Annotated in this window: 22 protein-coding genes; 3 read left to right on the forward strand and 19 right to left on the reverse strand. The window is 44.1% G+C overall.

Annotated elements, in window-relative coordinates; translation table 11 throughout:
• Nucleotides 1-3 precede the first annotated feature (3 nt).
• From CW740_RS07660 to leuC, 17 genes are all read right to left on the reverse strand, one after another.
• Nucleotides 4-915: a 5'-nucleotidase gene (locus CW740_RS07660; RefSeq protein ID WP_106646961.1), complete on the reverse strand. Its 912-nt coding sequence runs from the start codon at nucleotides 913-915 to the stop codon at nucleotides 4-6.
• Between the two features lie 35 nt (nucleotides 916-950).
• A complete protein-coding gene (locus tag CW740_RS07665; RefSeq protein ID WP_106646962.1) occupies nucleotides 951-1,679 on the reverse strand; it encodes an MlaA family lipoprotein in 729 nt (242 codons plus the stop codon).
• Nucleotides 1,680-1,768: 89 nt separating this feature from the next.
• Nucleotides 1,769-2,554: an HvfC family RiPP maturation protein gene (locus tag CW740_RS07670; protein WP_106646963.1), complete on the reverse strand. Its 786-nt coding sequence runs from the start codon at nucleotides 2,552-2,554 to the stop codon at nucleotides 1,769-1,771.
• A 9-nt stretch (nucleotides 2,555-2,563) separates the two neighbouring features.
• Nucleotides 2,564-3,409 carry an HvfB family MNIO-type RiPP peptide maturase gene (locus CW740_RS07675; RefSeq protein ID WP_106646964.1) on the reverse strand — a complete coding sequence of 282 codons (846 nt, stop codon included), beginning with the start codon at nucleotides 3,407-3,409 and terminating at the stop codon, nucleotides 2,564-2,566.
• Nucleotides 3,410-3,483: 74 nt separating this feature from the next.
• Nucleotides 3,484-3,879 (reverse strand): HvfA family oxazolone/thioamide-modified RiPP metallophore, encoded by a 396-nt coding sequence (locus tag CW740_RS07680; RefSeq protein ID WP_106646965.1) that lies wholly within the window; start codon nucleotides 3,877-3,879, stop codon nucleotides 3,484-3,486.
• A gap of 160 nt (nucleotides 3,880-4,039) precedes the next feature.
• Nucleotides 4,040-5,065 carry a tetratricopeptide repeat protein gene (locus tag CW740_RS07685; protein WP_106646966.1) on the reverse strand — a complete coding sequence of 342 codons (1,026 nt, stop codon included), beginning with the start codon at nucleotides 5,063-5,065 and terminating at the stop codon, nucleotides 4,040-4,042.
• Nucleotides 5,066-5,068: 3 nt separating this feature from the next.
• Nucleotides 5,069-5,503: a cytochrome c-type biogenesis protein gene (locus CW740_RS07690; RefSeq protein ID WP_106646967.1), complete on the reverse strand. Its 435-nt coding sequence runs from the start codon at nucleotides 5,501-5,503 to the stop codon at nucleotides 5,069-5,071.
• On the reverse strand, nucleotides 5,500-6,066 hold the full coding sequence (locus CW740_RS07695) for a DsbE family thiol:disulfide interchange protein (RefSeq protein ID WP_106646968.1): 567 nt from the start codon (nucleotides 6,064-6,066) through the stop codon (nucleotides 5,500-5,502). Before CW740_RS07695 ends, CW740_RS07690 begins: the two co-directional genes overlap by 4 nt.
• Nucleotides 6,056-8,044 (reverse strand): heme lyase CcmF/NrfE family subunit, encoded by a 1,989-nt coding sequence (locus tag CW740_RS07700; RefSeq protein ID WP_106646969.1) that lies wholly within the window; start codon nucleotides 8,042-8,044, stop codon nucleotides 6,056-6,058. Before CW740_RS07700 ends, CW740_RS07695 begins: the two co-directional genes overlap by 11 nt.
• Before the next feature lie 11 nt (nucleotides 8,045-8,055).
• Nucleotides 8,056-8,535, reverse strand: a complete 480-nt coding sequence (ccmE, locus tag CW740_RS07705) for a cytochrome c maturation protein CcmE (protein WP_106646970.1) — start codon at nucleotides 8,533-8,535, stop codon at nucleotides 8,056-8,058.
• A 6-nt stretch (nucleotides 8,536-8,541) separates the two neighbouring features.
• Nucleotides 8,542-8,766, reverse strand: a complete 225-nt coding sequence (gene ccmD / locus CW740_RS07710) for a heme exporter protein CcmD (RefSeq protein ID WP_106646971.1) — start codon at nucleotides 8,764-8,766, stop codon at nucleotides 8,542-8,544.
• 3 nt (nucleotides 8,767-8,769) lie between these two features.
• Nucleotides 8,770-9,543: a heme ABC transporter permease CcmC gene (gene ccmC / locus CW740_RS07715; RefSeq protein ID WP_106646972.1), complete on the reverse strand. Its 774-nt coding sequence runs from the start codon at nucleotides 9,541-9,543 to the stop codon at nucleotides 8,770-8,772.
• A 58-nt stretch (nucleotides 9,544-9,601) separates the two neighbouring features.
• Nucleotides 9,602-10,273, reverse strand: coding sequence for a heme exporter protein CcmB (gene ccmB, locus CW740_RS07720; RefSeq protein WP_106646973.1), 672 nt, complete (start codon nucleotides 10,271-10,273; stop codon nucleotides 9,602-9,604).
• Nucleotides 10,273-10,899 (reverse strand): heme ABC exporter ATP-binding protein CcmA, encoded by a 627-nt coding sequence (ccmA, locus tag CW740_RS07725; protein ID WP_106646974.1) that lies wholly within the window; start codon nucleotides 10,897-10,899, stop codon nucleotides 10,273-10,275. The genes ccmB and ccmA overlap by 1 nt, the downstream gene beginning before the upstream one ends.
• A gap of 23 nt (nucleotides 10,900-10,922) precedes the next feature.
• Nucleotides 10,923-11,999, reverse strand: a complete 1,077-nt coding sequence (leuB, locus tag CW740_RS07730; protein WP_106646975.1) for a 3-isopropylmalate dehydrogenase — start codon at nucleotides 11,997-11,999, stop codon at nucleotides 10,923-10,925.
• A gap of 185 nt (nucleotides 12,000-12,184) precedes the next feature.
• Nucleotides 12,185-12,826 (reverse strand): 3-isopropylmalate dehydratase small subunit, encoded by a 642-nt coding sequence (gene leuD, locus CW740_RS07735; protein WP_106646976.1) that lies wholly within the window; start codon nucleotides 12,824-12,826, stop codon nucleotides 12,185-12,187.
• A complete protein-coding gene (gene leuC, locus CW740_RS07740) occupies nucleotides 12,826-14,259 on the reverse strand; it encodes a 3-isopropylmalate dehydratase large subunit (protein ID WP_106646977.1) in 1,434 nt (477 codons plus the stop codon). The genes leuD and leuC overlap by 1 nt, the downstream gene beginning before the upstream one ends.
• Before the next feature lie 199 nt (nucleotides 14,260-14,458).
• Here leuC and CW740_RS07745 point away from each other — a divergent pair, with 199 nt between their 5' ends.
• Nucleotides 14,459-15,325, forward strand: coding sequence for a LysR family transcriptional regulator (locus CW740_RS07745; RefSeq protein ID WP_106646978.1), 867 nt, complete (start codon nucleotides 14,459-14,461; stop codon nucleotides 15,323-15,325).
• Between the two features lie 30 nt (nucleotides 15,326-15,355).
• Nucleotides 15,356-15,868: an SRPBCC family protein gene (locus CW740_RS07750; protein ID WP_106646979.1), complete on the forward strand. Its 513-nt coding sequence runs from the start codon at nucleotides 15,356-15,358 to the stop codon at nucleotides 15,866-15,868.
• Nucleotides 15,869-15,905: 37 nt separating this feature from the next.
• Here the strand turns inward: CW740_RS07750 and CW740_RS07755 are convergent, their stop codons facing one another.
• Both CW740_RS07755 and CW740_RS07760 read right to left on the reverse strand, forming a co-directional pair.
• Nucleotides 15,906-16,109 (reverse strand): DUF3185 family protein, encoded by a 204-nt coding sequence (locus CW740_RS07755; protein WP_106646980.1) that lies wholly within the window; start codon nucleotides 16,107-16,109, stop codon nucleotides 15,906-15,908.
• 72 nt (nucleotides 16,110-16,181) lie between these two features.
• A complete protein-coding gene (locus tag CW740_RS07760) occupies nucleotides 16,182-17,450 on the reverse strand; it encodes a dipeptidase (RefSeq protein WP_106646981.1) in 1,269 nt (422 codons plus the stop codon).
• Nucleotides 17,451-17,534: 84 nt separating this feature from the next.
• On the opposite strand from CW740_RS07760, the gene CW740_RS07765 reads away from it, so the two are divergent.
• Nucleotides 17,535-17,783, forward strand: coding sequence for a DUF3820 family protein (locus tag CW740_RS07765; RefSeq protein WP_106646982.1), 249 nt, complete (start codon nucleotides 17,535-17,537; stop codon nucleotides 17,781-17,783).
• Nucleotides 17,784-17,823: the final 40 nt, after the last annotated feature.

Below are 17,823 nucleotides of genomic sequence, written 5' to 3' on the forward strand. Positions count from 1 at the left end.
TAGTTATTGTGCTTTCTTCTTGTTGATAACGCCATTTGGCACGTGTCCACTGGCAATATGCTCTTTGGCACGTTCAATATGGCCTTCCTGATCATCAAAGAAGACATCAGCACCAAAGGCTTTAAGGAACCGAGTTTTATCCATACCGCCTAAAAATAGGGCTTCGTCGATACGAATATCCCAGTAACGTAATGTTCTTATGACTCTCTCATGAGCTGGCGCTGACCTTGCGGTTACTAATGCCGTACGAATCGGGCAATCTTCTGTCCCAAATTCTTTTTGCAATTTGTGCAATGCTGCCAGGAAGTTTTTAAATGGGCCGCCTTCCAGGGGCTTTTGAGCAGAAGCCTTTTCATGCTTGGTGAACTCTTCCAGCCCACCGCTTTGGAAAATCTGCTCAGACTCATCGGAAAACAGTACCGCATCGCCATCAAATGCAAACTTGATAATGTCACTTTCATTGCTCGCCTGAGTTGGCGCAACAATCGTCGCTGCAGCGATTCCAGCTTCTATCGCTTGGGTAACGTCAACTGGGTTAGTTGAGAGAAATAAATGTGCTCCAAATGCTTCAGCATAAAGATAAGGGCTATTGCCAGAAGTGAAAGCCGCACGGGTAATTTGCAGCCGATGGTTTTCAATGGAATTGAACACGCGCAAGCCGGTATCGGCACTGTTGCGAGAAAGAAGTATCACTTCGACGCGTGGTTTATCTTTAGCTCCATCATTTAATGCAAGAAGCTTCCGGACCAGACCAAAAGCAGCACCAGGCTTGAGTAGCTCATCCTCATGATCTATCTGGTATTGGGCATAACTGTTTACGCCTTTCTCCATGTAAATTCGATGGCTTTCTGCCAAATCAAATAAGGCAGTTGACGATATGGCAATTACCAAAGTGTCTTTAAAATCCATCGGCATGGTGTTTTTATCCCGTATGTAGAGCTTTTATTAAATTACCAGTCTTCACAGTCTTCTTCAAACTCACAATCATCCTCAATTGGTGGACGACCATCGTAGATTAAGAACTCTCGGCGCTGTAAATAAGCATCTCTAACCAGAGAGTACTCATCCAATGCTTGCTCCAACTGTTCCTCTAGCGGCAACAATTCGGCGCGTGTCTGAATTAAATCTAACGCTCTTAAGCTCCACTCAGTTTGTGAGTCATTCAGCTCATCATAGGGACTGTATAACGCAGCTTTATCGACAGCAAAACCTATACCATCACGAGCAGTTGATGGACCGATAAAAGGCAACATCAAGTATGGCCCTGAGTCAAAACCCCATGTAGCAAGGGTTTGACCAAAGTCTTCTTTTTCTTGCTCAAGCCCCATCTCTGTCGCAGGATCAAGAAAACCCGCCAAGCCTAATGTACTATTAATTAAGAAGCGACCTGTATCGCGTCCCGCCTTACCAAATTTGGCCTGAAGTAAGTCATTGATGATAGTTTCAATTTCACCCAGGTTACTGAAAAAGTTAGAGATACCCTTTTCAATGGGATCAGGGGTTATTGCCTGATAGCCTTCGGCGGTTGGCTTAAGAATTGCCTTATCAATGGCACGGTTGAATTCCCAGACACCACGATTATATTCTTCATATGGGTCTTTAGGATTTGATGAGTCAGTTGTCGCACAAGCAGATAAGGTTAAAACACTTAAAACCAATAATAATCGGTTAAACTTCATTATTTAGTCCTTTGGTATTTCTATGGCGCAATAATAAAGGTTTCGATTGGTTTGCGCCAGTTCTGTTATTGGAGTTTGCAGGCCTTAATTCAAGAATTGACACCTAAAATCACATCACGCTGTAGCAGGCTATCAAGCATTTGCTTGCCACCCTCGATTAACTGCTGAGGGTTAGGAAACTGAGTTTCTACAGCGAGTTGCTGTAATGCCTGCTGGCCAGTTATTTGACTACCCTGCTCAAGATGTTCAAGGAAAATCTGCAATAAACGGAAGGTAAAAAGATTAGTCTCCATGAACTCAATCTTATGTTTCCTATCACGACAGATGATTAAAAACGTTGGCTGCTCCGGCTTTTCTTCTGGAATATAAGCCTTGCCAATTCGATGAACAGGAAACTCATAGGCATTTGCTACAGCTAATGGCGAGATTACAATGTTCTGATTAAACAGGTCACCATTTCTATCGTGTGGAATAGCCAAAATATCCTGGTTATTGGCTAAAAGCGAAACCTCCATCCACTCCCAATGCGCTAGCTCTGTCATGAAAGGATAGTCATCTTGCTCAGGATCGCGCTCATTTGATAAATAATTTAGGAACTCAGCGGAAATATCAGCAAAATAAGGTGAATGCGCTCGGTGTTCAGTGAAAAAGCTACGCACCATGCGGTGCCATTTATCATCAGCAATTAATGACCGTAATATAGGGAAACTGTTTGCGCAAAAGTTTTGGATATTGTTATAAAACAGGTCCTGGTAAACCTTCATTCTTCGGGCTTCAATGCCCTCTGGTGCCTGATATTTTGCAGGGTTACGAAGATTTTTCGCGAATTCATATTGAATCTGTTGGAATTTAGGCAATTCAGAATGTTTATTCATCATGAACTCCTAAGCGATAGCAGCAGTAACTTGTTGGTATTTGTTTTGTAGTGCTTTTATCTGTTCAACTTCCTTCAGTAACTTGGCCATAATAGGAATATTGAAATCACGCTCTAACAATGTCGGGAACACACCAAACTGTTGATAAGCTAAATCCAGCAGGTTCCAAACCTCAGGTTTGACATCTGAGCCATGAGTATCAACTTTAAGGTCTTCAGCCTCATCATAATGACCAGCAATATGGCCGTAGGCAATCCGCTCTTTGGGTAAAGCCTTGAGAAACTGTTCAGGGTTGTACTTATGGTTAATGCTGTTTACGTAAATATTATTAACGTCTAACAGTAATTTGCAATCCGCCTCTTCCAGTACAGCGAGTAGAAACTCCAACTCACTCATTTCCTGACCGGGAGCCGCATAGTAAGACACATTTTCCATAGCAATTTGCTGACCAATAATATCCTGTACCTGTTGAATACGTTTGGCGACGTAATGAACAGCTTCCTCAGTAAAAGGAATTGGCATAAGGTCATACATATGACCATCATCACTACAGTAGCTTAAGTGCTCGCTGTAGCACTGAATGTCATAGGTCTTAATGAATTCCGCTACTTGCTTAACAAAATCAGTATCAAGTGGGGTTGGTCCACCGATAGATAGGGATAGTCCATGGATAACAAAAGGGAACCGCTCTGCGTAACGTTTAAACTGGTCCTTTAGTCGACCACCATAAGGAATCCAGTTTTCAGGAGCCACCTCCATAAAGTCAACTACTGATCGATCGAGTGCGTCATACTCGCCAAGAAAATCTCGACGAAGTCCTAATCCTGCACCTGTAATCAGTTTTTGTTGTTTCACTATTGCTCCAGAAAGAGTTATTTGAAGGGAAAGTGGCGACCGGAGTCGCCACTAAGAAGATTTGTAATTTGTGATTAGCTTAAGCCACCACATTTACCTTCTTCGGTTTTCTCAGCTTTTTCTTCGCCGCATTTGCCTTCACCGCATTTGCCTTCACCGCATTTGCCTTCGCCGCATTTGCCTTCTTCAGCTTTCTCGGCTTTTTCTTCGCCGCACTTACCTTCACCGCATTTGCCTTCGCCGCATTTGCCTTCTTCAGCTTTCTCGGCTTTTTCTTCGCCGCACTTACCTTCACCACATTTGCCTTCGCCATCTTTACCATGGCCATCAAACATAGAAAGGTTATAACCAGACTGTAAGTCATTTAAAGTGAATGGGTTTTCGCCAGCGGTTGCTGTGCCGATTGCTGTAGAAGCAGCTAGTGAAGCAGATACTACTAAGGCTAACTTGGTTTTATCTTTGTTTAACATATGAATTGACTCCTAACGTGTTGTAAAAAAACTATTATGAATAGTTAATATTCAGGTTTTAGACCAACCTAATCGCTATTTGTTACATAAAATTAATAGCTTAACAACAAATTTCCACCATTCCCTGTGAAAGTCACGTCAAAACAAGAGAGGATCGAACCTAATTCACAGTTTGATTAATCTCAATGTGAAACTGTTCACCGGGCGTCAGTTTATTTAATGGCTCAGTTTGACCGAACTGATCTCCACTTCCAGGCTGAGCAATACCTTCAACAGAAAGACGAACCTCTACAATAACATCCTGAGCTTGCCATAACTCAACATCAGGCAGCATGACATCTCCTGGAGTCAGTAATACCCCACCTTCAAGCTCGGAAAGTGCAACAGAACGAACTGCAACTGGCGGACCACCTGCGTATGAGCGAACGAGCACGAAGGCCTTGCTAAACTTCTCAAGAGGAAGTTCAGAAAGGTTAGCAACAAAAACACGTATATTATTGGTTTGTTTTAATTTCAATTGATGTTCGGCTCGAGCAATCTGCTCACGCATCAACTGTGCAGATTGACTGTCAGGATCGCGCATATTCAACAGACGCTGCCAATAATCGATAGCAGCCTGATAATTTTTCTGCTTAAACTGATTAACGCCTTGCATCAGTAAAGCACCTTCATGATTTGGCTGTTCCATTAAGACCAGACCTATATGACGATCAGCTCGTTGAAATGCCGCCTGGTCATCAGACTCAAGAAAAATTTGCGCAACCTGCAGTCTACTTGCATCAGTTGGTTCAAGATCAATTGCGCGGACGAATGCCTGATCAGCTTCATCAATTTCACCAAATCTCAGGAAGATCTGACCTAGCTGAAGCCACTTTTCCTTATTATCTGGATCCTGTTCACTTCTTAAGCGAAGTTCAGTTAAAAACTCGAGCGCTGATATTTCATCACTTTGAGCTTTTTCAGCTAGTTCAACCAGCGAAAGTCCAGCCAAGGATTGGTGTTTTTCACTTAGAGCTTCAAGTTCCGCATGAGCGCCCATTTTGAAGTAAATAAAGAGACTTAAAACAGAGCTAATCACCAACATACCGCTGTACAGTAGTTTTTTATTGGAACTCTTAAAAACGCCACCAAAGAGCCAGGCAGCCCAGGCCAGGGCTATCAGTGTTAATACAATCCAAGCTATCATTAACTATTCACCCTTCTCTTTGTCAGCTCGATTAGACTCGTCTTCCAATGTGACTTTGCGGCGACCAACTCGTGCAACAACTACCGCTAATATCACCAGAAAAATAATCAGTGGCGAAAACCATAAAATGTAATTGGCTGGCTGCAATGGCGGGTCATACAGTACAAAGTCCCCATAGCGCTCCTGCATATAGGCAAGAATCTGACGCTTGGATTCGCCGGCTTTAATTTTTTGCTGAACGATAAAACGTAAATCTCTAGACAGAGGAGCATCTGAATCGGCAATGGTTTGGTTCTGACACTTAGGACAACGTAGTTCATTGATTATTTCGTAATACAGTTGCTCTTGCTCTTCGCTATCAAAGTCATAGGTTTCAATGACGGCCTGAGCAAGCTGAGCCATCATTAAGGCACAAATTATCAGAATAAGCTTTTTCATTCGGCGGCCTCCAGTTGCTCTAGATTAGGGTCAAGCTCCTTCATCTTTGGCAAAATGATGGTATTCCAGACCCGATTGTCTATCACACCAACATAGCGGTGATGGATTACACCATTACCATCTACTAGGAAGGTTTCTGGAGCACCGTAAACTCCAAGGTCAATGCCCATGGTGCCTTGTTCATCTGCGATGGAAAATAAGTATGGATCGCCGCCTTTTTGAAGGTATTTCAAAGCATCCACCCGCTCATCTTTATAATTCAAGCCAATGATTGGGATGGGATATTGATTGGCAAACCTAACCAGATATGGATGCTCAACATGACATGAGACGCACCAAGTTGCCCACACATTAAGCAAAAACGGCTTGTTAGGTAAATCCTGATTAGTGAAGAACTCTTCGGCGTTGTGCAGATTACTCAGACGAAACTCAGGAACCTCTTTACCAATTCGCTGAGATGGCAATTCTGTCGGATCATTTCCCAAAGAAAACCAGAACACCACCACCAGAGCGGTAAAAATCACAATAGGTATAGAGGTGATAATAACTTTTTTATTGGCCATTAGTGATAGCCTCCTGAGACGCTTTTTTCTTGAATTTTTTTTCCCGGTAGCGTTTATCCGTCATCGCTAAAATACCACCCAGTGCCATAAAAATAGCTCCTAACCAAATCCAACGTACAAACGGCTTGTAGTAAACGCGAATTGCCCAAGCAGAATTGTCCAGCGGTTCGCCCATGGCGATATAAACATCTCTAAATAAACCAGGGTCAATGGCCGCCTCAGTCATAACCATTTGTGAAGCATTGTAGCGACGCTTTTCAGGCTTCAATTGAGCAATAAAATCATCATCTTTTGTGACATCGAAAATCGCTTTGGAGGCAATGTAGTTTGGACCTTGAATATTCTTGAAATCTTTAAAGTGTACCGACAGGCCTTCAACTTCGACGGTTTCGCCAATTTCAATGCGAATATCTTTTTCGATGCTGTAATAAGAAGTGAGCACTACACCGAGCGTAGTAACGGCAACACCAATATGAGCTAGAATCATACCCCAGTAACTGCGGCTAATTTTACGCATACCGGCCAAGCGCGACTGACTTTTAGAGGATTGAAGCTGAATATACTTCACTGTGCCTGCAATGACCCAAAGACCAAGAATGGTACCGAGAATAGCCATCGGTTCGATATCAGCAAACGTAAAGCCATTAAGGCCAAAAGTAAGTAGCAATCCTAGGAATATGCAACTTAAGAACCACCAAAGATACTTTTTCAACAATGCAGGAAGGTCATCTTTTTTCCAGCTGATTTGCTGCCCCAGAGGCATTAACAGCAGAATAGGAATAAAGAACACCGAAAACATTAGATTGAAATACGGAGGGCCCACTGAAGACTTGCCATCGGTAAAGGCTTCAACCATCAATGGGTGCAAGGTTCCAAGTAATACCACAAAAGTTGAAACCGCTAATAATGCGTTGTTAAACAGCAATGCAATTTCACGCGATACCAGCGTGTAGTCTGATTTAGAACGAACTTTACTAGATTGAATGGCATATAAAATTAGAGAAGCGCCAACCACAATAGCAAGGAACATCAAAATAAACTTACCGCGAACAGGATCGTTAGCAAAAGCGTGAACAGATGTAAGAACACCAGAGCGAACCAGGAAGGTTCCCAGTAAGCTTAGCGAGAAGGTCAAAATCGCCAGTAATACAGTCCAGGACTTAAAGGCTGCTCTTTTTTCCGTTGCTGCCAGAGAGTGTATCAGTGCAGTGCCCGCTAGCCATGGTAAGAAGGAAGCATTTTCGACCGGATCCCAGAACCACCAGCCACCCCAGCCAAGTTCATAGTATGCCCACCAGCTACCCAGGGCTATACCAAGTGTCATGAAAATCCATGCTACCGTCGTCCAAGGACGCGACCACTTTGCCCATTTATGATCCAGCTCGCCCTGTAGCAGTCCCGCTATAGCAAAGGCGAACACGACAGAAAAACCCACATAACCCATATACAACATTGGGGGGTGAACAATAAGACCGAAGTCCTGTAGCAAAGGATTCAGATCCGCACCATCAATTGGGATAAAAGGTAATGCTCGCTCGAAAGGATTTGACGTAAACAATGTAAAAGATACGAAACCTACAGCAATCAGTCCCATAACACCCAAAACGCGAGAAATCATAGTGTCTGGCAAAGACTTGCTGAACTTTGAAACAGCAAATATCCATCCTGCTAATATCAATACCCAAAGTAACAAGGACCCTTCATGAGAGCCCCAAACAGCGGAAATCCGATAATAAAGCGGTAACTGAGTGTTTGAATGATTGGCAACGTAAGCTACTGAAAAATCATTCTGAATAAAGGAAATCGTCAAGCAGGCAAAACTGGCCAGCATCAACAGAAATAAACTGGTCGATGCTTTATGGGCAAATTGAATCAACCCCTTATGGTTGGTATGAGCACCATAAAATGGCAAGGTACCTAATAAAATGGCGTTAATAAACGCCATGATTAGAAAGAAATTTCCGAGTTCAGGTATCAAGGGAAAACCTACTAATATTTGTCTGAGGATTGTTTAGATTCGTCACCATCACGTGGCTGCATTGGATGACCATACTTTTGCAGAGAGGCTTCTACCTCTGGTGGCATATAGGTCTCGTCATGTTTTGCCAATACCTTTGATGCCACTAGTTTATTTGGCTCAACTAACTGACCTTCTGCAATAACACCCTGCCCCTCTTTAAACAGGTCAGGCAAAATATTATCGAAACTGATAATCATCTGACTTTGGTTATCAGTGATTTTAAACTCTACATAAAGACTTTCTGTTGAGCGCTCAATTGAGCCAGGAACGACCAAACCACCGACACGAATAGTTTTATTGAGTGGTGCCTTGCCTTCTTTAACTTCGGTAGGAGCATAGAAGTGATTAATATTCTCGTTCAGAGCGAACAGGATCAGAGCAACAGCTCCAGACAGTAGAGCCAGACCGGCCAGAATAGCAATAAGTTTGTTGCGACGATGTGCTTTCATAAATCTTTAATCTCGTGATTCGGCTTTATCAACTTTAAGCTTGCGAGCCTTAACCTGACTACGATCAGAATCACCTGAATTGAGCTCAGATTTTACTTGGCTACGCAGAGATTTCAATAAATATCGGAACCAATAGAATAAACCTAATAACACCAGAAAAGTGACGATATAGCTGGACCAGACATAAGCGCCATGTTTACCCATAAATATGAATTCGTGGAAGCTATTCATTGTTTAACCTCCCTTCTGCATTTGCTTTGATGGATGAGAAGCAGCCCAGTCCGAAACCCAGCGAGATTTCTGTTCGCGGATTAAAACCTCTACCCGTAAGCGCATAATGACTAAGCCTATGAATAATAGATAGAAAGCGCCTATCATGATAAATAACGGCACCTGAAATTCTGGCGCCAAGGCTCCTTTCTGAGTCACCGAATAGCCTTGATGCAGAGTGTTCCACCATTTAACAGAAAAATAGATGATGGGCACGTTGATAACGCCAACAATGGCCAGTACCGATGCGGCTTTGTCGGCCTTGGCACGTTCGGCAAAAGAAGAATGTAGTGCGATAAAACCTAAGTATAGGAATAACAATAGCAATTCTGAGGTTAATCGTGCATCCCACTCCCACCAGGTGCCCCAGGTAGGCTTACCCCATACCGCACCGGTGAATAGAGCAATGAAGGTCATGGCGGCACCAATTGGCGCAATGGCACGAGAAGCAGCAAATGCCATCTTCATTTTCCAGACCAGACCAATGATTGAGGCAATTGCCATAACCACATAACCAACCATCGAAAGAGCTGCAGCCGGAACATGGATATACATAATACGGACGGTATGCCCCTGTCCCTGACGAGCCTCAATTGGCGAAGCCCACAAGGAATAATAAAGCCCAATCGCCAATAGAATCAGGGTACTTGCCCAGATCCACGGAAGCCATTTGGAGGATTTTTCAAAGAACCATTTAGGGGAACCGAGTTGATGAAACCAACGCCAACGAGAAGCCATTAATTGTAAACCTATTGTCAGTCAGTCTTTAATTTAGCTGGCCACTAGCGACAATCTGCTAGCTGACCGAAATTTTCAATGCGCGTCCCGCTGCAAAGGGACTTACTACCAGCGCAATCATCAAAAGTGCAGCCAAAATCGCAAGTTGGCCATTATAACTGAAATTTTCCAGCGATGCTGTAACTGTTGAAGTGCCAAAAATCAAAATCGGTACATACAAAGGCAACACTAGAATGGCAACCAACATGCCGTTACGATTGGCGGCCAAAGCCAGACTCATACCAATTGCGCCAATTAGACACAGAGTTGGCGTTCCCAGCAGAAGGCTCAACATCAGGACCCAAGTATGATTGGATTCGACAAAGCCATGATTGATCTGCATCAAAATACCCAGCAAAGGCGAAATAATTACCAATGGCAGGCCTGTTAATAGCCAATGCGCAAGAATTTTAGCGCTTGCAACTTGAGTTGGCCCAGCAATCAACAAGGTCTGTTCAAGCGAGCCGTCCTGATAATCACTGCGGTAAAATTGCTCAAGAGACAGCAAAGTTGAAAGCAATGCAGCAACCCAGATAATACCTGGAGCAATTTTTTGTAAAACCGGGGCTTCAGGACTCACCCCAAACGGAAATAGGCTGACGACCATCACGAAGAAAAACAAAGGAATGACGATACCGATCCAGTTACGGCGCGCAACCATCAACTCTCTCTTCAATAAGGCGCTAAACATTAGTGCTCAATCCCTATCCGTTGATCAATGGCCAATTCTTCAATCTCATGATGTGATGTAAACAGAACCGTACCACCCTGTCTGGCAAACTGCTGAATCAGCTCAGCCAGCCAATGGCGTGTGCCCTTATCCAGATTGACGAAGGGTTCATCCAATATCCAGATTTTCGCTGGCTCAATCACTAGGCGACAAAGAGCAACCTTGTGTTGCTGACCAGCCGACAACTCTGCAAAACGGCGATTCTGTAGCTGTCCAATTCCGAGTTCAGTTGTTGCTTTATCAATCAGAGGTTTTGGATCTTTAACGCCTCTCAATCGAGCATAGAAGCTCAAGTTTTCGAAAATGGTCAGTTCCGCCTTCATTGATAAGGCATGAGCCAGAAAGATAAGATCTTGAAAGTAATCAGAATCTAGACTGGTGATGAGCTGGCCATTCCAGTGAATTTTGCCGCTATCTGCCTGTAACAGGCCGGACAGACAACGCATCAGGCTGGTTTTACCCGCACCATTTTCACCATAAAGATAAGTAATAGTTGAAGGCGCCAACTCAAGTTCAGCGCCTTCCAACAAAACGTGCTCAGCACGCGATATGGTCAAATCAGAGGCTGATAAGCCTTTGTTTGTCATAGTGATCCTTATTTTAGTGCCCCTTATTTAAGAGCAGCCAATACTGCATCGCCCATTTCACTGGTCGATACCAGTTTCATGCCGTCAGTATATATGTCACCGGTGCGGTAACCTTGATCCAAGACAGTAGAAACGGCATTTTCAATTTTGTCTGCCAAAGCTTCTTCACCAAAGCTGTGACGCAACATCATTGAAACAGAAAGGATAGTCGCTAACGGGTTGGCTTTGTTCTGGCCAGCAATATCAGGAGCGCTACCGTGGATTGGCTCATACATGCCTTTACCATTAGCATCCAAACTAGCGGAAGGAAGCATACCAATCGAACCAGTCAACATTGCCGCACAGTCAGACAAGATATCACCAAACATATTACCAGTAACCATCACATCAAATTGCTTAGGAGCTCTAACCAACTGCATAGCCGCGTTATCCACATACATGTGCGTTAACTCAACTTCTGGATACTCCTTACCAACACGAGTCATCACTTCGCGCCATAGTTCAGTTACTTCAAGTACGTTTGCTTTGTCCACTGAACATAAACGCTTATCACGCAACATTGCTGCACGGAATGCAACGTGTGCGATACGCTCAATTTCACTCTCACTATAGATGTAAGTATTAAAACCTTCGCGCTCGCCATTATTGTTTGTACGAATACCACGTGGCTGACCAAAATAGATACCGCCGGTTAATTCGCGAACAATCAATACATCCAGTCCAGAAACCAGTTCAGGTTTTAAACTTGATGCGCTAGCCAGTTGGGGGTACAAAATAGCTGGACGTAAATTACCGAACAACTTCAGTTCAGAACGAAGTTTTAACAATGCTTTTTCTGGACGAACCGCGATTTCATATTGTTCCCACTTAGGACCGCCAACGGCGCCCAGTAGAACCGAATCTGCCTGACGCGCTTTCTCAAGCACTTCATCAGTCAAAGGCACGCCATGTTCATCAAAAGAAGAACCGCCCACCAATGCAGACTCATAAGTCATATCCAAGCCATGGTCAGCAATTAGCGCGTCCAATACACGCGTCGCCTGACCCACAATCTCCGGACCAATACCATCGCCCGGCAATACCAAAATTTTCTTAGTCATCTTGTTACTCTACTCTTTGAGTTTTGTAAAACGGTGCGTCGCGACGCACCCTACTGTCAATTCATTTTCATTTTAACGGAGGAAAATTGCTTCAGGGCGAGGCATTTAGAACTTTTTTAATGGGGAGTTGGCACTTTAGCCAATGACCCAGAAAAAATTCTAAATAACAAAGCACTGGAGTAATTTTACCCGTTAAAAAGCCATGGAGCGCGTTTCTTACGCTCACTCTCATATGCTGTAATCGCCGCTTCCTGTTGCAGGGTGATACCAATATCATCAAGTCCATTCAACAGGCTGTGCTTACGATCAGATTCAACCTCAAAATTAATCACTTCACCATTCGGGCGCGTAATTGTTTGTTGCTCAAGATTGATATCCAGCTTATAGCCTTCGTTTGCTTCAGTTTCTTTAAACAGCAAATCAACCGTATCATGATCTAAAACGATCGGTAAGATACCGTTTTTGAAGCAGTTGTTGAAGAAAATATCAGCAAAACTCGGCGCAATTACCGCCTTGATGCCATAATCCTCTAAAGCCCAGGGAGCATGCTCACGGCTTGAACCGCAACCGAAGTTTTCGCGAGCCAGTAATACTGACGCCCCTTTATAGCGCGGGAAGTTCAAAACAAAATCAGGGTTAACCGGACGCTTAGAGTTATCCATACCCGGCTCACCATGATCAAGATAACGCCATTCATCGAATAAGTTTGGACCAAAACCGCTACGTTTAATGGACTTCAAGAACTGCTTTGGAATAATCGCATCAGTATCCACATTGGCACGGTCTAATGGCACCGTTAAACCTGTATGCTGAGTAAAAGCTTCCATTAGTTAGCACCTCCAGTAATCGGTTGTAATTCTAATTCACGAACATCCGTGAAGTGACCATAAACAGCTGCGGCTGCGGCCATTCCAGGGCTTACTAGATGCGTACGTCCACCTTGGCCCTGACGACCTTCGAAGTTACGGTTTGAAGTTGAAGCACAATGCTCACCAGGCTCCAGACGGTCGGCATTCATGGCCAGACACATGGAGCAACCAGGTTCGCGCCACTGGAAACCTGCTTCGATAAAGATTTTATCCAGACCTTCAGCTTCGGCCTGTTGTTTAACCAAACCAGAGCCCGGCACCACCATCGCCAATTTGACGCTGGCTGCTACTTTACGACCTTTGGCAACTGCAGCTGCTTCACGCAAATCTTCAATACGTGAATTGGTACAGGAACCAATAAAGACTTTATCGACCGGGATTTGAGTAATCGGCATGTCTGCTTTTAAGTCCATATACTTAAGCGCACGCTCAATACCCTCTTTCTTAACGGCATTTGATTCGTTAGCTGGATTAGGAATGGTACCCGTCACAGGCTTAACCATTTCTGGTGAGGTACCCCAGGTGACCTGAGGGATGATATCTTCAGCTTTTAGCTCAACCACTTTATCGAAGTGTGCATCGGCATCACTTTTCAGTTCACGCCAGGCTTTAACAGCCATATCCCAATGTTCACCTTTCGGTGCAAATGGACGACCTTTCACATATTCGATGGTCTTATCATCAACAGCCACCAGACCAATACGCGCACCCGCTTCAATCGCCATATTACAGATGGTCATACGACCTTCCATGGATAAAGCTTCAATTGCGCTACCAGCAAATTCCATCGCGTGGCCATTACCACCGGCTGTACCAATTTCGCCGATCACTGCCAACACGATATCTTTTGCAGTTACGCCAAGACCAAGCTGGCCATCAACCTTGATCAGCATGTTCTTCATTTTCTTTTGCCGTAAACACTGAGTCGCCAAAACATGCTCAACTTCTGATGTACCCACACCGAAAGCCATGGCTCCAAATGCACCGTGAGTAGCAGTATGAGAGTCACCACAAACCATAGTAATACCCGGCAATGTGTAGCCCTGCTCTGGGCCTATCACATGAACAATACCCTGACGAATATCGTCCATTTTAAATTCAGTTACACCGTACTCATCACAGTTATCATCAAGCGTCTGCACCTGAATACGTGAAATCGGATCTTCTATGCCCTTTGTTCTGTCGGTAGTAGGTACATTGTGATCAGGGGTGGCCAGGTTGGCGTCGATACGACGTGGCTTACGGCCAGCTAGCTTGAGGCCTTCAAAAGCCTGTGGCGAAGTGACTTCATGGAGAAGTTGACGGTCAATATAGATTAGCGCTGAACCGTCGTCATTTTGCGCGACAAGATGGTCATCCCATAACTTGTCATAAAGGGTTTTACCAGCCATTTGGTACCTCTAGTATTTATGATAAAGAGTATCGATTAGGTTAATGGTTGAAGTCAGGCTTGCTGTTTTTGCTTTGATAGAGCAAATAGAGGCATGAGAGTGTCCTGACAGCAACAACTATCACTTGAGCATGATAGAACTTCGCCTATAATAACTCAAATTCATTATTTTCATTAAATCGATAACTTATAGGAATGGCATGGATACGGACCTACTGCGAACCTTTCTCAGCGTTGCCAGCATTGGCTCTTTTACACTGGCTGCCAAAAAGTTGCAATTGACCCAACCTGCTTTGAGCAAACGCATCAAAAGGCTGGAAGCCATTGTAGGCACTAACCTGTTTGACCGGGTTGGCAATCATGTTATTGAAACCGAGGCCGGTCGCCTGTTACGCCAACAAGCACCCGCTATTCTCGGTGGCATTGACAACACACTTCAGGAAATACGGGATCTTACCGGCAAAGTCAGTGGCCAGCTGCACATCGGAACCAGCCATTATATTGGCCTGCACCTGCTTCCCAATTACCTTGAGCATTATATCGATACCTACCCCGAAGTGGATCTCAACATTGACTTCATTGACTCAGAGCTCGCTTATGAGCGTGTATTGACAGGCGATCTCGAGTTGGCGCTATTAACCTTCCCCAATCAGGCAGACCCAAGACTCAATCATCAGCTTATCTGGCAAGAAGCCCTACAAATGGTCTGCCATAAAGATTATGAGCTGCTGAATCATGACAACCCCACCAGCCAGCTCAGCCGCTATCCTTGCATTCTACCGCCCGCCCATACCTTTCCACGAGAATTGTTTGAGCAGCAGCTTGATGCATTAGGAGTACATCTTGGCAAAGTGAAAACGGCCAATTACCTGGAAGTCATCGCTAAATTGGTCGCCTGCAAAATGGGCTGGACTCTGCTCCCCGAGCGACTGGTCAGTGAACCATTAACGGTTATCAGCAAAGAAAGAAACCTGTCGGTTCGTAGCATGGGCATCATCTACCGCACCAATAAAACGCTCTCCAATGCGGCACAGGCACTGGTGGATTTATTACACCAGCAGCAGTAATCTAGTAAGCAAACACTAGAGGGAATACTTATGAAAATAACAGCCTTTATCATTCTATTATTGGCATCGTTTATCGCCAAAGCCGAAGTTAGGGAAGTGTCAGATCAACACTTCATCGTATCAATAAAAACTACTTTAATGGCTCCCAAGGAGCAAGCCTATCAGCAGTTCCTACACATCGGCGATTGGTGGCAGGATAGCCACACCTGGTTTGGTGATGCCTCAGCAATGTCCATTGAACCTGAAGCGGGAGGCTGTTTCTGCGAGCGGAATGGTGATAAACAAGCACTTCATATGACTGTCTCCAATATCAATCCTGAGATAAGCATCCAAATGACTGGTGGCTTAGGGCCTTTGCAATCTTTGGCCGTAAATGGGCATATGCTTTGGAAATTCGAGTCCACTGAAGATGGCAATACCACACTCACCCTAACCTACAGAGTCACAGGTTTTGTTAATCAGAAAACAGAAGACTGGTCGAAAGCGGTCAACGGAGTTTTGCAGCAACAGGTGGATAGTTTATCCAAATTATTGAACGAATAAAAAAAGCCCGCACTGCGGGCTTTTTTTAATTTATGTCTTACTTCTTCCCAAACACTAACTGTAACAACCCAACCAAGGCAAGAATACCGCCACCAATCATTAGCCAGGTAGCTTTATCAGAGAAAGAGCCGGTCCAAGCCTCGCGGATTTGCTCTTCAGCGCCTTGAGTCATATTGTAGCCCCAGAAAAATAGAGCAATACCGGCAACTAAAACCACCACTGAAATAATTTTATTGTTCATTGTTTTCCCCTTTTGTGTTGATAAATAACGTTTTTCCAATACCCATCATAATGAAACTTATTAACTAAGCAATTATTGTTGCTGGGCGTGGTTCTCAACCTGGGTCCATACGCGCAGTAAATTACCCGATAGAATCTTGGCAATCTCTTCCTCGCTATAGCCTCGAACCAATAGACCTTCTATTAAATTCGGATAGGTAGCAACGTCTTTTAGGCCTGTTGGCAGGCTGTCACCAACGCCATCGTAATCTGAGCCAATACCGACATAATCGACACCAACCAGTTTTATAACGTGGTCGAAGTGATCAAGTACAACTTCAAGATCGGCAAACTCAAATGGTTTTTCTGCGCGGTATTGCTTGGTAAATTCCATCACACTTTCATGTTCTGCGGTTACGCCCGTTTCTTCCATAAATTGTTGGCGGGCTTCTTTGTAAGCATCATAGTTATCTCGAGAAGCTTGCGAAACGAAGGTTGAGCCAAAGTTAATGAAGATAACACCGCCGTTATCTGCAAGTGCCTTTATCATCTCGTCGCTCATATTCCGCTCAAAACCGGGCGTATAATGGCGCGCTGAGGAATGACTGGCAATGACCGGGACTTCTGACACTTCAAGTACGTCATAGAAGGCTTTGTCCGATAAATGAGACACATCGACCATCATGCCAAGACGATTCATTTCTTTGACCACTTCACGACCAAAATCACTCAAGCCATCATTTGGACGTGCTTCATCATAAGAAGAATCTGATAAATGATTGCTCAACGAATGCGCCAAGGTTATGTAGCGAATACCTCTGTCAAAGAAATATTCGACATTGGCTAAATCGCCTTCTATCGGAGAACCATTTTCCATACCCATTGGTAATGAAATCAACCCCTGTCTAAAATTGCGCAATAAGTCACCAGGAGACATCGCCAGAGCAAATTTATCCGGGGAGTCAACAGCCATTTTTTCGACCATATCGATCAGTTGTTCAGCCTGCTCTTTACTACCGCCCTTCTCTTCAAGATCAGCCGGTGTATAAATCGACATGAATGGTGCATCTAATCCGCCTCTAACAGCACGCGGATAGTCAAAGTCTCCGCCTTCTGTTGCCTGACTGACATCATCATATTTTTCCAATAATCGATGAGGTACATCAATGTGAGTATCTGCAATGATGTATTTTTTACTAATTTCTTCTGCTTTAGCACTATAATCAACAGGCTTTTCAGCAACTTCTACCTCAGCAACAACCTCAGTTTTTACCGGCTGCTCAGCGGCCTCCTCCTGCTGGCATGCAGTCAAAGCACTCAACGAAATCGCAACGACTAATGTACTCAGAAATGTCTTTTTCATGGGCTCTCTCTATACTTTGCTTGACTTTAAAACTTTATAGCATCATAAACACTCGTATTCAGAATGCAATCTACAGAGCGATAAATGCCCCTAGAAGAACACCCACAGAAGTCCCAGCAAGAGCTTATCGATGCCATTAATCAAGTGATGCCCTTCGGCAAATACCAGGGTAGACGCCTGCTTGAGCTACCAGAACCCTATCTGGTCTGGTTTCACAAAGAAGGATTCCCAAAAAACAAGTTAGGTCGTCAATTAGCGCTGATTTATGAGGTAAAACTTAATGGACTTGAAGGAATGTTAAAGCCCTTACTTAAAGCAAAACAGGCCAAATAATTACCACTATTAATTACAATCAGTGTTAAAATAGCGCCAG

It is taken from the genome of Kangiella profundi (genome assembly GCF_002838765.1).
Classification (GTDB): Bacteria; Pseudomonadota; Gammaproteobacteria; order Enterobacterales; family Kangiellaceae; genus Kangiella; species Kangiella profundi.

What these genes read in the sequence shown, in the direction of transcription:
- CW740_RS07660 (WP_106646961.1), bottom strand. Translation starts at nt 915, where the DNA reads ATGCCGATGGATTTTAAAGACACTTTGGTAATTGCCATATCGTCAACT.
- CW740_RS07665 (WP_106646962.1), bottom strand. Translation starts at nt 1,679, where the DNA reads ATGAAGTTTAACCGATTATTATTGGTTTTAAGTGTTTTAACCTTATCT.
- CW740_RS07670 (WP_106646963.1), bottom strand. Translation starts at nt 2,554, where the DNA reads ATGAATAAACATTCTGAATTGCCTAAATTCCAACAGATTCAATATGAA.
- CW740_RS07680 (WP_106646965.1), bottom strand. Translation starts at nt 3,879, where the DNA reads ATGTTAAACAAAGATAAAACCAAGTTAGCCTTAGTAGTATCTGCTTCA.
- CW740_RS07685 (WP_106646966.1), bottom strand. Translation starts at nt 5,065, where the DNA reads ATGATAGCTTGGATTGTATTAACACTGATAGCCCTGGCCTGGGCTGCC.
- CW740_RS07690 (WP_106646967.1), bottom strand. Translation starts at nt 5,503, where the DNA reads ATGAAAAAGCTTATTCTGATAATTTGTGCCTTAATGATGGCTCAGCTT.
- CW740_RS07695 (WP_106646968.1), bottom strand. Translation starts at nt 6,066, where the DNA reads ATGGCCAATAAAAAAGTTATTATCACCTCTATACCTATTGTGATTTTT.
- ccmE (WP_106646970.1), bottom strand. Translation starts at nt 8,535, where the DNA reads ATGAAAGCACATCGTCGCAACAAACTTATTGCTATTCTGGCCGGTCTG.
- ccmD (WP_106646971.1), bottom strand. Translation starts at nt 8,766, where the DNA reads ATGAATAGCTTCCACGAATTCATATTTATGGGTAAACATGGCGCTTAT.
- ccmC (WP_106646972.1), bottom strand. Translation starts at nt 9,543, where the DNA reads ATGGCTTCTCGTTGGCGTTGGTTTCATCAACTCGGTTCCCCTAAATGG.
- ccmB (WP_106646973.1), bottom strand. Translation starts at nt 10,273, where the DNA reads ATGTTTAGCGCCTTATTGAAGAGAGAGTTGATGGTTGCGCGCCGTAAC.
- ccmA (WP_106646974.1), bottom strand. Translation starts at nt 10,899, where the DNA reads ATGACAAACAAAGGCTTATCAGCCTCTGATTTGACCATATCGCGTGCT.
- leuB (WP_106646975.1), bottom strand. Translation starts at nt 11,999, where the DNA reads ATGACTAAGAAAATTTTGGTATTGCCGGGCGATGGTATTGGTCCGGAG.
- leuD (WP_106646976.1), bottom strand. Translation starts at nt 12,826, where the DNA reads ATGGAAGCTTTTACTCAGCATACAGGTTTAACGGTGCCATTAGACCGT.
- leuC (WP_106646977.1), bottom strand. Translation starts at nt 14,259, where the DNA reads ATGGCTGGTAAAACCCTTTATGACAAGTTATGGGATGACCATCTTGTC.
- CW740_RS07745 (WP_106646978.1), top strand. Translation starts at nt 14,459, where the DNA reads ATGGATACGGACCTACTGCGAACCTTTCTCAGCGTTGCCAGCATTGGC.
- CW740_RS07750 (WP_106646979.1), top strand. Translation starts at nt 15,356, where the DNA reads ATGAAAATAACAGCCTTTATCATTCTATTATTGGCATCGTTTATCGCC.
- CW740_RS07755 (WP_106646980.1), bottom strand. Translation starts at nt 16,109, where the DNA reads ATGAACAATAAAATTATTTCAGTGGTGGTTTTAGTTGCCGGTATTGCT.
- CW740_RS07760 (WP_106646981.1), bottom strand. Translation starts at nt 17,450, where the DNA reads ATGAAAAAGACATTTCTGAGTACATTAGTCGTTGCGATTTCGTTGAGT.
- CW740_RS07765 (WP_106646982.1), top strand. Translation starts at nt 17,535, where the DNA reads ATGCCCCTAGAAGAACACCCACAGAAGTCCCAGCAAGAGCTTATCGAT.